Annotated in this window: 10 protein-coding genes; 8 read left to right on the top strand and 2 right to left on the bottom strand. The window is 65.2% G+C overall.

Annotation, left to right across the window (positions count from 1 at the left end; genetic code table 11):
- Window positions 1-29: 29 nt before the first annotated feature.
- Window positions 30-2,279: a transglycosylase domain-containing protein gene (locus HTY61_RS14115; protein ID WP_175277399.1), complete on the top strand. Its 2,250-nt coding sequence runs from the start codon at window positions 30-32 to the stop codon at window positions 2,277-2,279.
- A 3-nt stretch (window positions 2,280-2,282) separates the two neighbouring features.
- Here the strand turns inward: HTY61_RS14115 and HTY61_RS14110 are convergent, their stop codons facing one another.
- Window positions 2,283-3,980, bottom strand: coding sequence for a tetratricopeptide repeat-containing sulfotransferase family protein (locus HTY61_RS14110; RefSeq protein ID WP_175277398.1), 1,698 nt, complete (start codon window positions 3,978-3,980; stop codon window positions 2,283-2,285).
- 142 nt (window positions 3,981-4,122) lie between these two features.
- Window positions 4,123-6,129: a tetratricopeptide repeat-containing sulfotransferase family protein gene (locus tag HTY61_RS14105; RefSeq protein WP_175277397.1), complete on the bottom strand. Its 2,007-nt coding sequence runs from the start codon at window positions 6,127-6,129 to the stop codon at window positions 4,123-4,125.
- Window positions 6,130-6,394: 265 nt separating this feature from the next.
- Between HTY61_RS14105 and dnaK the strand changes: the two genes are divergently transcribed.
- The 7 genes from dnaK to HTY61_RS14070 all read left to right on the top strand — a co-directional run bounded on the left by dnaK (window position 6,395) and on the right by HTY61_RS14070 (window position 13,466).
- Entirely contained in the window at window positions 6,395-8,326 is a 1,932-nt protein-coding gene (gene dnaK / locus HTY61_RS14100) for a molecular chaperone DnaK (RefSeq protein WP_175277396.1), read from the top strand.
- A 70-nt stretch (window positions 8,327-8,396) separates the two neighbouring features.
- Window positions 8,397-9,533, top strand: a complete 1,137-nt coding sequence (gene dnaJ, locus HTY61_RS14095) for a molecular chaperone DnaJ (RefSeq protein WP_175277395.1) — start codon at window positions 8,397-8,399, stop codon at window positions 9,531-9,533.
- A complete protein-coding gene (locus tag HTY61_RS14090) occupies window positions 9,523-10,173 on the top strand; it encodes a class I SAM-dependent methyltransferase (RefSeq protein WP_428978265.1) in 651 nt (216 codons plus the stop codon). Before dnaJ ends, HTY61_RS14090 begins: the two co-directional genes overlap by 11 nt.
- Window positions 10,174-10,263: 90 nt before the next feature.
- Complete coding sequence (locus HTY61_RS14085; protein WP_175277394.1) at window positions 10,264-10,845, top strand: NADPH-dependent FMN reductase; 582 nt, start codon at window positions 10,264-10,266, stop codon at window positions 10,843-10,845.
- Between the two features lie 66 nt (window positions 10,846-10,911).
- Window positions 10,912-11,625 (top strand): orotidine-5'-phosphate decarboxylase, encoded by a 714-nt coding sequence (gene pyrF, locus HTY61_RS14080; protein WP_175277393.1) that lies wholly within the window; start codon window positions 10,912-10,914, stop codon window positions 11,623-11,625.
- A gap of 12 nt (window positions 11,626-11,637) precedes the next feature.
- On the top strand, window positions 11,638-11,931 hold the full coding sequence (locus HTY61_RS14075) for a DUF1330 domain-containing protein (protein ID WP_175277392.1): 294 nt from the start codon (window positions 11,638-11,640) through the stop codon (window positions 11,929-11,931).
- 269 nt (window positions 11,932-12,200) lie between these two features.
- Window positions 12,201-13,466 (top strand): polyhydroxyalkanoate depolymerase, encoded by a 1,266-nt coding sequence (locus HTY61_RS14070; RefSeq protein ID WP_175277391.1) that lies wholly within the window; start codon window positions 12,201-12,203, stop codon window positions 13,464-13,466.
- Window positions 13,467-13,490 lie beyond the last annotated feature (24 nt).

The raw sequence follows: 13,490 nt of genomic DNA, 5'->3' as shown, positions 1-13,490 counted from the left end.
AAGTATCGCGTAACGGACCGGACCCGCACATGGCCAGCCGAAAGAAACCGAGAAAACGCGTCGAGCCGCGCCTGGACGACGCGCCGCGTGCACGCCGCGGATCGGATCTTCGCGTCAGCGACGACGACCGTGCCGCGCCGCCGCGCCGCCGCAAGCCGGCGGCGAAGAAGCAGACCGCCACGAAACGCAAGGCGTCATCGGCCCGCAAGCCGAAGCGGAAGACGGCCCGCGGCCGCCGTTCCGGCCGTCGCTGGGTCGGGCTGCTCGGCGGTCTCGTCTACTGGAGCTTCGTTCTCGGCATCTGGGGCGGTGTTGCCGTTGCCGGCGTCATTGCCTGGTACGGCGCGCAGCTGCCGTCGGCCACCACCTGGGCGGTTCCCGACCGGCCGCCCAACGTCAAGATCGTCGCCGTCGACGGCTCGCTGATCGCCAATCGCGGCGCCACCGGCGGCGAGGCGCTGGGCATCCACGAGATGTCGCCATGGATCCCGCAGGCCGTGATCGCCATCGAGGACCGCCGCTTTTACGGCCATTTCGGCCTCGATCCCGTCGGCCTCGCCCGCGCAATGGCTGCAAATCTCATGGCGGGCCGGCTGGTGCAGGGCGGATCCACGATTACCCAGCAATTGGCGAAGAATCTGTTCCTCTCACCGGACCGCACGGTCGGCCGCAAGGTGCAGGAGGTGTTGCTCGCGCTATGGCTTGAGCACAAGTACACCAAGAACCAGATCCTGGAGATGTACCTAAACCGGGTCTATTTCGGATCCGGTTCCTACGGTGTCGAGGCTGCCGCGCGGCGCTATTTCAACAAGAGTGCTCGCGATGTCTCGCTATCCGAGGCGGCACTTCTGGCCGGTCTTCTCAAGGCGCCCTCGCGCCTGTCTCCGGCACGCAACCCGCACCTTGCCGAGGAACGCGCCCAGGTTGTTCTTGCCGCCATGCGCGATCAGGGCCTCGTCTCCGATCGCGAGATGACGGCCGCGATCTCTCGCCCCACCACTCGTGCCGCTGCCTACTGGACGGGATCGGAGAACTATGTCGCTGACGCCGTGATGGAGGAGTTGCCCTCGCTGATTGGCGAGGTCCGCCAGGATGTCATCGTCGATACCACTGTCGATCTCGTGCTGCAAAAATTCGCAGAGAATGCCATTCGCGACCTGATTGCGCAGGAGGGAAGGAAAAAGAATGTCAGCCAGGGCGCGCTGGTCTCCATCGACAACACCGGTGCGGTGCGTGCCATGGTGGGCGGCTACGACTACGCCAATTCCCAGTTCGACCGTTCCACCGAGGCGAAGCGCCAGCCTGGCTCGGCCTTCAAGCCCTTCGTCTATGTCGCGGCGCTCGAACAGGGGCGCACGCCGCAGTCCGTGCGCAACGACGCGCCCGTGAAGATCGGCAAGTGGACGCCGGAAAACTACGGTGGAAAGTACTATGGTCGGGTGACGCTGGAGACGGCGCTGGCAAAGTCTCTCAATTCGGTGGCGGCGCAGCTCATCATGGAAACGGGTGCGGAAAAGGTTGTAGAAACCGCACATCGCCTGGGCATCAGGTCCGCTCTTGAACCGAATGCCTCCCTTGCTCTCGGCACGTCGGAGGTTACGCTGATGGAGCTGACTTCGGCCTATGTCCCGTTTGCCAATGGCGGCTACCGCGCGGAACCCTACATCATCAGGCGCGTGACGACGCTGGACGGGAAGGTGCTCTACGAGCACACCGCCGACAACATGAGCCGCGCAATTTCTCCCGAAGTTGCCGGCATGATGAATTCCATGATGGCGAAGACGCTGACCGAGGGCACGGCCCGTGCGGCGGCGTTTGATCATCCGGCCGCCGGCAAGACCGGCACGAGCCAGAGATCGCGGGATGCATGGTTCATCGGCTACACTGCAAATCTGACAACCGGTGTCTGGTTCGGCAATGACGACGGCTCGCCGACCGACAAGGTCACCGGCGGCTCCCTGCCCGCGAAGGCATGGCGCGCCTTCATGGTCAGGGCGCACCAGGGCGTGCCCGTTGCGAGACTGCCTGGACACATGCCCCGCATTGCCACGCCTGTCGCCCGCCCGCGGAACGTGCCGGCGCCCCGTCCGGCGCCCGCCCTCTCGACTGCCGGAGCCGGCGATGGCGGCCGGCCGGTTCCCGTCGCGCGCGATTTTGCCCCGCCGAAACGCGACCGCACCGTTACCTCTTCCACGGCCGGTCCGCGTCCCAGGGTTGGCGTCGGCGAGGCATCCGGCGAAGGAGGCAAGACGGTGATGGACATCCTGATGGGGCGCTAGGTCCTATTGAAGTGCGGCGACCAGCGGCCGGAGATGCTTTTCGTATTTCCGCCAGGCCTGCGAGCTGCCGCCATACATCTTCCTGCGCACCTGACCCGCGCTGGCGGTCGTGACGACCCGTTCCGTCCGGTGAAACTCGAGGCAGCGCGGGTTCCATTCCAGCCCGCACAGTTCCAGCAGCCGGCGGGTTTCGCCTTCCTGGTCTTCGGTCAGTCGCTCGTAGTTGATCTCGTGGATGCGCCCGGGCAACCGGTCGGCCCAGAAGGCCATCATCTCGTCGTGGAATCTGGTATAGGCCGCTATGTCGCCGAGGTCGAAGCTGTATTCCATGCCGCCCGCAGGGAAGAAGGTTCTGAAAATGGACCAACCGACGGCAACCGGGTCCCGGGTCGTGTGGATGATTGTCGCTTCCGGCAACGCCGCCGCGATAAATCCGATCCACCGGAAATTGGCCGGCATCTTGTCTGTCACAACCGGTCGGTCGGTGCCCAGCGTTTCGATTTCCCCGAGGTAGCGTCGGCGTATGTCCTGCAGCATCTCCGGTGTCGGCGTTTCTTCACCGAGCGCCGGCATCACGGCCTGGCGTAGCGCCGAAAGCTCGCCGCCGCCATGGACTTCCGGATGGCTGGCCAGGATCTGCTCGACCAGGGATGTTCCCGATCGCGGCATGCCGAGCACGAAGATCGGCCGTTTCCCGGTCGTTGCCGGGGAGATCGGCTCGGGTATGCCGTCTTCGAACATGGATCGGATTTGCGCGAAGACCTTGCGGTGCCGTTCCATCGGATCGCCGTGGGACTGGCGCCAAAGCGCGTTTCCGGCTTGCAGGTGCCCGAAGGCCTTGTCCACGTCCCTGAGGTCGTCATGGGCCTTGGCGAGCGCGAGATGCAGGTGCCTTCGTTCGGCGGGGCCGGCGGCGGCCAGCAGTGCCTCCATCTGCGCGATTTGCGGATCGCCGGACTCGTAGGTTTTCACGGCGCTCAGGCTGCGGTGTGCCGCGGCATTGCCGGGTTGCAGTGCCACGACCTTTTCGAGGTCGGCAATCGCTTCCTCGCGTCGGCCGACATGGTTCAGCGCGTTGCCGCGATTGGCCAGGGCGTCCGGGAAATCCGGCTTGAGCGCAAGCGCCCTCTCCAGCGGCGCGATGGCCTCCTGCGATCGTCCGAGCACAGTCAGGACGGCCCCCATGTTGTTCAGCGCCTCCAGGTTGTCGGGCTGTCGTTCCAGCACGGCGTCCAGCTGCTCCAGCGCCTCCCTGTTGCGTTTCATTGCCATCAGGAGGCGGGCCATGTTGTTGCGCATGTCGACGGCTTCCGGGGCGAGCGCAATGGCGCGCCGGTAGCTCGCAAGCGCGGCATCGGTCTGGCCGGATTCGGCGAGGCACGCGGCTTCCACACTGTGCAGGAGTGCGACCTGCGGATGTCGGGCGAGCAGGGACCGGGCCAGCGCAAGTGCCTCGCGGATCCGGCGCTGCCGGAAAAGAGCCAGAAGCGCGTTCGCCTTGTCGGGCGGCAACGGCCTGCCGTTCCTTCTGGCGCCCGGCGGGAGTGCCAGCGTCCGCATGCTCTCCTGCAGTCGCCTGTTGTCGGGAAACCGTGCGAGCATTTGGCGCAGCAGCGCCTCGGCCTCGTCCATCGCACCCTTTCGGGCAAGCGATTTGGCCTTGCGCAATGCCTGGTCTACGGAAAGGGCGGTGGCGTTCATCGGTTCGGGACGTATCTATCCGGGATCGGTCACGGGAAAGACCGATCTGATCCTGTCCCCTCTCGAATTGCAACAGTGGCAGGCATTGCTGCACGCCATTCGGCGGCATGCCGGGGCTCCCGACGTCGGTCGGGATCCGGCCTCAGGCGGGGTGCCGTGCCCAGGACTCAAGCAACGGCAGGACTGGCTCGAGCTGTTCGCGATAGTTCTCCCACCAGCCGGGCCGTGTCGTTCCGCGCTCGATCAGCAGGTAGGAAGGATCGAGGTCGAGGAACTGCAGCATCGCCCGCACGGTCTGTCGACGGTCCGCCGGCGGCGCCTCGCAGGAGAGGACATGGACGTCGAGATGCAGCATTTGCCGGTATGTCGACCACAGTCGCATCACCCGGTCGTAGAACGTGGCGCCGGTCTCGAGATCGAGGAAGTTCGCCGTCACCGCGTCGAGGGAAGGATCGTCCATGTAGCAGGCAAGCACGCTGTTGCACGGGTGCTGTGCGGCGAACAGGAATTTTGCCGACGGGAAGACCCGGCTGATCAGTCCGGCATGGATGATGTTCAGCGGCAGCTTGTCGACGATGACTGCGCCGGCGTTGCCCGAACCGGCATGGCGGTTCAGCTCTCCGTAATAGGCGTGCCGCATCGCTTCCAGTTCGCTTGGCGAAAGGGCTTCCAGCCTTTCGCAGTCGGCCGGGCCGTCGATCAGCGCTCGCATGCGCGCAACCATCGGCTTTTCCTCCACCACGGTGATGGAAGGATGATCGGCGAGCACGGCGTCGATGAAGCCGCCACCCGTGCCGGGCGGGCCGACCAGGAATACGGGGGCGTCCGACGGTGCATCCGGCGGGTCCTGCCAGGGCTTCTCGGTGAACCCGGCAAAGGATGCCGTCAGGGATTCGATGTCTCGCAGGAAGGCTGCCGGGTCGAGATTGCGCGCCAGCGGGGTCGCTCCGAGCGAATCGTTGGCCCGACGGGCGAGTTCGAACGCCTGCGCGTGATCGCCCTGCCGGTCCATGACGCGGCCGAGCAGCATCAGCCGGCTCGCTTCCATGATCGCGGGAAGTCTGCCGTCGGGGATTCCTTCGGCGATTCTGCGGGCTGCCAGGGGGGCATCCTCGGTCTCGGCGAGCTGTGCGATCCGGAAGCGGATACGCGGATCGTCCTCGCCGCACTGGCGGCGTGCCTTCTCCAGGGCGGCGCGGAAACCGTCTTCATCACCTGCCCGCCGGTGCAGGCCGCAGAGCGCGCTATGGGCCCCGGCATGGTCGGGTTTCAGCGCCAGCGCCCTTTCGAGGCATTGGCGCGCGGATTCAATCTCGCCGACACCTTCGAGCCCCTCGGCCAGGTCGACATAGGCCTGTGCGTTTCCGGGGCTGAGCTCGATTGCCCGGTGGCAGGCCTTGATCCCGTCCCTCGGGCGTCCGAGTCCGGTCAGGCCCGCGCCGAGGCAGGAGAAGGCCTGGCCTGAATCCGATTCGAGCCGCGCCGCCTTGGCGAATTGGCGCGTGGCTTCCTCAACCTTTCCGAGCGCGGACAGGGCGCGGCCGAGGTTGATATGCGCCTGCGCCGAGCGGGGATTGAGGTCGATGGCCTTGCGATGGCTTTCCGCAGCTGCCTCGTGCCGTCCGAGCGCTTGCAGCACCGCGCCCAGCCGGTCGTGCGCATCGGCGCTGTCCGGATGGCTGCGGGTCGCGCGCGCCAGGATGTCCGCGGCTTCCTCCTGGCGGCCGACCTCGCCCAGCGCTTCGGCCAGGTTCAGCTTCGGCTCCAGCAGTTCCGGCATTAGCGCCACTGCGCGCCGGAAACTGCCGATGGCGCGCAGCGAATGACCGAGTCCTGCTTCGATGGAGCCGAGCAGATTGTGCATCGTCGCGGCGCGTGGATATCGCGCGACCAGGCTTGCAGCCTCCGCCCGCGCTTCTTCCAGCCGGCCCTGGCGGAACAGGTCGATTGCCTCGTCGGCCTCCTGCGGCAGCGCCGCCTCGCTGCCTTGTTGCTGCGGGGCGCGCAATGCCGCCGGCGCACGTCCGTGTTTCGGTATCTTGTCGAGTATCCGGCGGCAGACCTGTTTCGCACCGGACAGCGCGTCATATTCGCTCGGACTCGCAGCCGCTTGCAGTGCCTGGTTGACGTATGGATGGCTAGCAGTCATCGGTTTGCCGGATTTCACGCTCCGCTGTGGCGATTCGTGAAGGATGATGGAGTCGCCTTGTCCGAGGCTGACGGAGCCTCGAGGATTTGTCCCGGCGCGGTGTCTTTCGCCCCTTCGCCAGTCTTGCAGGCGCAAAATCCGGTTCTTATATACGCCGCAACGTCGCCGCTCCGATTGCGGTGGCGAGCTGCAAACCCGCAAACAGGGGCCGCTGGAAGGAATGCCGGAACGGGTCCGGGCGGTCTGCTTAGGAGAGGTTATAAAAATGGCAAAAGTTATCGGGATCGACCTTGGAACCACCAACTCCTGTGTCGCCGTCATGGACGGCAAGGATGCCAAGGTGATCGAAAACTCCGAGGGCGCGCGCACCACGCCGTCCATGGTCGCGTTTTCCGACGACGGCGAGCGCCTTGTTGGTCAGCCGGCCAAGCGCCAGGCGGTCACCAACCCGGAAGGCACGCTTTTCGCGGTCAAGCGCCTGATCGGCCGGCGCTATTCCGATCCGACGGTCGAGAAGGACAAGAAGCTTGTTCCCTACAAGATCGTCGAGGGCGGCAATGGCGACGCATGGGTGGAGATCTCCGGCGAGAAATACTCGCCGTCGCAGATTTCGGCCATGGTGTTGCAGAAGATGAAGGAAACCGCCGAGGCCTATCTGGGCGAGACCGTCGAGCAGGCGGTCATCACCGTCCCGGCCTACTTCAACGACGCCCAGCGCCAGGCGACCAAGGATGCCGGCAAGATCGCCGGTCTCGAGGTCCTGCGCATCATCAACGAGCCGACGGCTGCCGCGCTCGCCTACGGCCTCGACAAGACCGAGGGCAAGACCATTGCCGTCTATGACCTTGGCGGCGGCACCTTCGACGTCTCGATTCTCGAGATCGGCGATGGCGTTTTCGAGGTGAAGTCGACCAATGGTGACACCTTCCTCGGCGGCGAGGACTTCGACATGCGCCTCGTCGATTACCTCGCGACGGAGTTCAAGAAGGACCAGGGCATCGACCTCAAGAACGACAAGCTGGCCCTGCAGCGTCTCAAGGAAGCTGCCGAGAAGGCCAAGATCGAGCTGTCGTCCTCCTCGCAGACCGAGATCAACCTGCCCTTCATCACCGCCGACGCGTCCGGTCCGAAGCACCTGGCGATGAAGCTGACCCGCGCCAAGTTCGAGAGCCTCGTCGAGGATCTCGTCAATCGCACGATCGATCCGATGAAGGCCGCGCTCAAGGATGCCGGCATGAAGGCGGGCGAGATCGACGAGGTCGTTCTCGTCGGCGGCATGACTCGCATGCCCAAGGTCCAGGAAGTTGTGAAGCAGTTCTTCGGAAAGGATCCGCACAAGGGCGTCAACCCGGACGAGGTGGTCGCGCTCGGCGCCGCCATCCAGGCCGGTGTCCTGCAGGGCGACGTCAAGGACGTTCTGCTGCTTGACGTGACGCCGCTGTCGCTCGGCATCGAAACGCTCGGTGGCGTGTTCACCCGCCTGATCGACCGCAACACGACCATCCCGACCAAGAAGAGCCAGGTCTTCTCCACGGCCGAGGACAACCAGAACGCCGTGACGATCCGCGTGTTCCAGGGCGAGCGCGAGATGGCTGCCGACAACAAGCTGCTCGGCCAGTTCGATCTTGTCGGCATCCCGCCGGCGCCGCGCGGCGTGCCACAGATCGAGGTCACCTTCGACATCGACGCCAACGGTATCGTCAACGTCTCGGCCAAGGACAAGGGCACCGGCAAGGAGCACCAGATCCGTATCCAGGCGTCCGGCGGCCTGTCCGACGACGAGATCGAGAAGATGGTCAAGGACGCCGAGGCTCATGCCGAGGAAGACAAGAAGCGCCGTGAGGCCGTCGAGGCGAAGAACCAGGCCGAGAGCCTGATCGACCAGACCGAGAAGTCGCTAAAGGATTACGGCGACAAGGTTACCGAGGACGAGAAGAAGGCCATCGAGGACGCTGTCGCTGCGCTCAAGTCGGAGATCGAGGCGGAGAACCTCGATGCCGAGGCGATCACGACCAAGACCCAGGCGCTCGCCGAGGCCTCGATGAAGCTTGGCCAGGCCATGTATGAGGCCCAGCAGGCCGAGGAGCAGGCCGCGGCGGAAGCGGATGCGTCTGCCGACGCGGCCAAGGACGATGATGTCGTCGACGCCGATTTCGAGGAAATCGACGACGATGACGATCAGAAGAAGTCTGCCTGATCCGGGCGACAGCCGGTCCCTCCCGCGCCCGGCGCGGGAGGACATTCTGTTGAGGGGATAGCGGCGGACAATGGCCAAGGCCGATTTTTACGAGACGCTGGGTGTCGATCGCGGTGCTGACGAGAAGGCGTTGAAGAGCGCCTATCGCAAGCTCGCGATGAAGTATCATCCGGACCGCAATCCGGGCGATCCCGAGGCGGAAGCCAGGTTCAAGGAAGTCAACGAGGCTTACGAGACGCTCAAGGATCCGCAGAAGCGCGCGGCATACGACCGTTTCGGCCACGCCGCCTTCGAGAACGGCGGCATGGGGCCGGGCGGCGGCATGGGCGGCGGTTTCGGCGGGGCCGGATTCTCCGACATCTTCGAGGACATCTTCGGCGAGATGATGGGTGGCGCGCGTTCCCGCAGGGGAGGCGGCCGCGAACGTGGCGCGGATTTGCGCTACAACATGGAAATCACGCTCGAGGAAGCCTACACGGGCAAGACCGCGCAGATCCGCGTGCCCTCTTCGGTCATCTGCGAGGTCTGCTCCGGCAGCGGCGCCCGGCCCGGTTCCAGTCCGTCGACCTGTTCGACCTGCGGCGGTGCCGGCCGCGTGCGTGCGGCGTCCGGCTTCTTCTCCATCGAGCGCACCTGCCCGACCTGCAACGGTCGCGGCCAGACGATTCAGGATCCCTGCGAGAACTGCCACGGCGAAGGTCGGGTCACTCAGGAGCGGTCGCTTTCGGTCAACATTCCCGCCGGCATCGAGGACGGCACCCGCATACGCCTGGCCGGCGAGGGCGAGGCCGGGTTCCGAGGCGGTCCCACGGGCGATCTCTACATCTTCGTCTCGGTGAAGCCGCACGAGTTCTTCCAGCGCGACGGCGCCGATCTCTACTGCAAGGTGCCGATATCCATGACCCAGGCCGCGCTTGGTGGTCATTTCGAGGTGGCCACAATGGACGGGGCCTATACCCGGGTGAAGATTCCGGAAGGGACCCAGTCCGGCCGCCAGTTCCGCCTGAAGGGCAAGGGCATGCCGGTATTGCGCCAGGCCGCCATGGGGGATCTGTACATTCAGATCGTGGTCGAGACGCCGCAGAACCTGTCCAAGCGGCAGCGCGAACTTCTGCAGGAGTTCGAGGAGATTTCGGCCAAGGAGAACAATCCGCAATCGAACGGTTTCTTCTCGCGCATGAAGGAATTCTTCGGCAGTGACGAATGATGGCAAGCCGCCCGCCCTGCATGCGCCGCCCGTGAAGATCGCGCGGAAGGCCGTCGTCAGGGCGCGGTTTGCCGACCAGGTCCGCTTTCTGGGTTCTGTCCTTCGCGCGCCGCGCTCGATCGGGGCGATTGCCCCGACATCGGCCGAAACGGCGCGCCTGATGGCCTCCCATATCGACCTGTCCTCGGGATTGCCGGTGCTGGAACTCGGACCCGGCACGGGGGCGATCACGCAGGCGATTCTCGCCTCCGGCCTGCCGCCGGAACGCCTTCATGCCATAGAGTATTCGGCATCCTTCTGCCGGCTTCTGCGCGAGAAGTTTCCCGGTGCGCGGTTCCATCAGGGCGATGCCTTCGACCTCGAGGCGACGCTGGCACAGCGAATGGGCGATGCGGCGCCGGGGCGGTTCGACTGCGTCATTTCCGGTCTCCCGCTGCTGAATTTCGCCCGCGAGAAACGGTGTGGCCTGCTGGCGATGGCGCTGTCCGTGCTGCCCGTCGGCCGGCCCTTCGTGCAGTTTTCCTACGGCATGATGCAGCCGGTTCCGGTCGACGATCCGGGGATCGCGGTCGCCCGCTCCTCCTGGGTCCTGCGCAACATGCCGCCGGCGAGGGTATGGACCTACCGCCGCAAGGCCTGACCGCGCCGGAAAACGGGCGTCCTTTCGCCGGCCTCTTGCGCATGGAGCGCATTTTCGGGCAGGACCGTGCCGGAACAGACAGGATTGCCGATGATACCCAGGGTACTTGTATTCGCCGGCTCGAACCGCTCGGGCTCCTTCAACCGGCAGCTTGCCCAGGCGGCGGCCAAGGTGCTGGCCCTGCAGGGAGCCGAGGTCACCATGATTGCGCTGGCCGACTATCCGCTGCCGCTGGTCGACGAGGATCTGAAGAAGGAAAAGGGCGTTCCCGCCAATGCGATTCGGCTGGCGCGGCTGTTTGCCGCCCATGATGCGCTCTTCCTTGCCAGTCCCGAGTACAACGCTTCCATTCCGCCGCTGGTGAAGAACACGATCGACTGGGTGAGCCTTGTCAGGTCCGACGGCTCCGGCCCGGTCAGGCCGTTCGACGGGCTGACGGTGGCCCTCGGTTCGGCCTCGGACGGCAAGCTGGGCGGCATCCGCGGTCTCTACCACCTGCGGGCCGTCCTCATGAATGTCGGTGCGCAGGTGGTCAGCCAGCAATGCGCGATATCCTGGGCGAACAAGGCGTTCGGCGAAGACGGCATGCCGTCCGACGAGCGGGAGGCGAAGCATCTCGAGAAAGCCTGCCGGGCGCTGCTGGACCACTGCACGCCCGGTCGTGGCCGCTGACGGCCCGAGCCCCTTGCCGTCGGCGGTAGCCCGTGCCAAGTGATGGCATGCCATGATTCCGGGAGAATGCCGATGACAGCCGCCAGAGACCGCCTGATTGTCGGACTCGACCTGCCGAATGTGGCGGATGCCGAGGCCATGGTCGAACGGCTCGGCGATACCGTCTCCTTCTACAAGATCGGATACCAGCTCGTTTTCGGCGGCGGACTGGAATTTGCCCGCGATCTTGCCGCATCCGGCAAGCGGGTCTTCCTCGACATGAAGCTGCTCGACATCGACAACACGGTTGCCCGGGGCGTAGAGAACATCGCGAACATGGGCGTCTCGATGCTGACGATCCATGCCTATCCCAAGGCGATGGCCGCCGCCGTCGGGGCCGCAAGGGGCTCGGATCTTTGCCTGCTGGGTGTCACCGTCCTGACGTCGATGGACGATGCGGACCTGTCGGATGCGGGCTATCGCGATACGGCAGCGGCGCTGGTCGAGCGGCGCGCCCGGCAGGCGCGTGACGCCGGCATGGGTGGCATCGTCTGTTCGGCGGCCGAGGCCGCCGCCGTTCGCGCGATGGCGGGGCCGGGCATGGCCGTTGTCACGCCGGGCATCCGGCCGGCCGGGGCCGCCGCCGGCGACCAGAAGCGCGTTGTCACGCCGGGCGACGCGATCCGCGCCGGCGCGAGCCATCTCGTTGTCGCCAGGCCAATTGTCGCGGCTGACGATCCGAAAGCTGCCGCGCAGGCGATCCTGGATGAAATGGAAGCGGCCCTTCGGGCGGCTGTTTGAACGGAGGAAACGATGGCCAAGGGATACTGGATCGGCCGCATAACGGTGCACGATCCCGAGCGTTACAAGGACTATGTCACGACAGCCACGCCGGCCTACAGGGAATACGGCGCGAAATTTCTGGTGCGTGGCGGCAAGTTCGACGCGGTAGAGGGCGAGGCCCGGCCGCGCAATGTCGTGATCGAGTTCGAGTCCTACGAGAAGGCGCTGGCCTGCTACAATTCGCCGGCCTATGTCGCCGCACGCAAGATACGGCAGGAGATTGCCGACGGCGAACTGGTGGTGGTCGAAGGCTTCGACGGCTGATGGCGGCGCCGGCGCCCGGCTACGCGACTTGTGCCGCGCCGGCAACCCGGGCCGTTTGACCGAACTTTCCGTTTTTCCCGGGGGGCGATGCATGCCGACCGGGCGTCGGCGGCGCGGAAAACGCCGATTGTATACCGTATTTCTACGATCTGGCGGCCAAATCCTCCGCTGGTTTGTTGCGTTGCATCATGAACGTGGTAACGTCCGCCCCCTTTGGTGGGCTCGTGTCCGCGCCGTATCGCGGCGACGGGCGGAAAGGCAGATACGCAATGTTCTACCAGCTCTACGAAATGAACCACGCGATGATGCAGCCCTGGCGGGCGGCAGCCGACGCGGTTCGCCTGTTCTACCGGAATCCGCTCAACCCGCTGTCGGAAACCGCGATGGGCCGTACCGCGGCCGCCTGGTGCGAGGTGTTCGAGCGTTCGACGCGCCGTTACGGCAAACCCGCATTCGGGCTGGCGCAGACCGAGATCGACGGCGAGGCCGTCGACGTGCACGAGAAGATCGTCTGGTCGAAGCCGTTCTGCAACCTGATCCATTTCCGGCGTGATCTGAAGACGCCCCGCCCGGATGATCCGAAGGTGCTTCTTGTTGCGCCGATGTCGGGCCACTACGCAACCCTTTTGCGCGGCACGGTCGAGCGGTTCCTGCCGGAAGCGGATGTGTACATCACCGACTGGATCGATGCGCGCATGGTGCCGCTTTCCGATGGCAGTTTCGATCTCGACGACTATGTCGACTACGTCATCGAGATGCTGCATCTGCTCGGGCCCGACACGCACATCGTCGGCGTCTGCCAGCCTTCGGTCCCGGTGCTCGCCGCCGTCTCCGTGATGGAGGGACGCGACGATCCCGACGTGCCGATGTCCATGACCCTGATGGGCGGGCCGATCGACACGCGCTGCAATCCGACCGCGGTCAACCGCCTTGCCGAGGAAAAGGACATCGACTGGTTCGAGCGCAATGTCATCATGCAGGTGCCGCTACCCAATCCCGGCTTCATGCGCAATGTCTATCCGGGCTTCTTGCAGCTCACGGGCTTCATGAGCATGAATCTCGACCGCCACCTGATCGCGCAGAAGGACTTCTTCATGCACCTTGTGCGCGACGACGGCGATTCGGCGGAGAAGCATCGCGAATTCTATGACGAGTATCTCGCCGTCATGGATCTTACGGCGGAGTTCTACCTCCAGACCGTGGATTCTGTCTTCATCCGGCACGCCCTGCCCAATGGAACGATGACGCATCGCGGGGAGAAGGTCGATCCGTCGGCGATCCGCCGCGTTGCGCTGCTGACCGTCGAGGGCGAGAATGACGACATCACCGGCCGCGGCCAGACAAGGGCTGCCCACGATCTGTGTACCTCGATTCCCGAGGCGATGAAGATGCACCACGTTCAGCCGCGGGTCGGCCACTATGGCGTCTTCAACGGATCGCGCTTCCGCAAGGAGATCGCCCCCCGCATACTGGATTTCATGCGTGCCCGTTCGCGCTTCTCCGCCGGCGGGAAGAGCCGGATGCCGGCCGCCTGAGGGGCGGAACATTCATTCCCGGAA

Source organism: Oricola thermophila, from assembly GCF_013358405.1.
Taxonomy (GTDB): domain Bacteria; phylum Pseudomonadota; class Alphaproteobacteria; order Rhizobiales; family Rhizobiaceae; genus Oricola; species Oricola thermophila.
Note: the sequence above shows the minus strand (reverse complement) of the source record. Positions and strands in the feature narration are given on the sequence as shown.

Excerpts from the sequence above, each read along its gene's own strand:
- HTY61_RS14085 (WP_175277394.1), top strand. The coding sequence starts at position 10,264 with ATGATACCCAGGGTACTTGTATTCGCCGGCTCGAACCGCTCGGGCTCC.
- pyrF (WP_175277393.1), top strand. The coding sequence starts at position 10,912 with ATGCCGATGACAGCCGCCAGAGACCGCCTGATTGTCGGACTCGACCTG.
- HTY61_RS14105 (WP_175277397.1), bottom strand. The coding sequence starts at position 6,129 with ATGACTGCTAGCCATCCATACGTCAACCAGGCACTGCAAGCGGCTGCG.
- HTY61_RS14070 (WP_175277391.1), top strand. The coding sequence starts at position 12,201 with ATGTTCTACCAGCTCTACGAAATGAACCACGCGATGATGCAGCCCTGG.
- dnaK (WP_175277396.1), top strand. The coding sequence starts at position 6,395 with ATGGCAAAAGTTATCGGGATCGACCTTGGAACCACCAACTCCTGTGTC.
- HTY61_RS14075 (WP_175277392.1), top strand. The coding sequence starts at position 11,638 with ATGGCCAAGGGATACTGGATCGGCCGCATAACGGTGCACGATCCCGAG.
- dnaJ (WP_175277395.1), top strand. The coding sequence starts at position 8,397 with ATGGCCAAGGCCGATTTTTACGAGACGCTGGGTGTCGATCGCGGTGCT.
- HTY61_RS14110 (WP_175277398.1), bottom strand. The coding sequence starts at position 3,980 with ATGAACGCCACCGCCCTTTCCGTAGACCAGGCATTGCGCAAGGCCAAA.
- HTY61_RS14115 (WP_175277399.1), top strand. The coding sequence starts at position 30 with ATGGCCAGCCGAAAGAAACCGAGAAAACGCGTCGAGCCGCGCCTGGAC.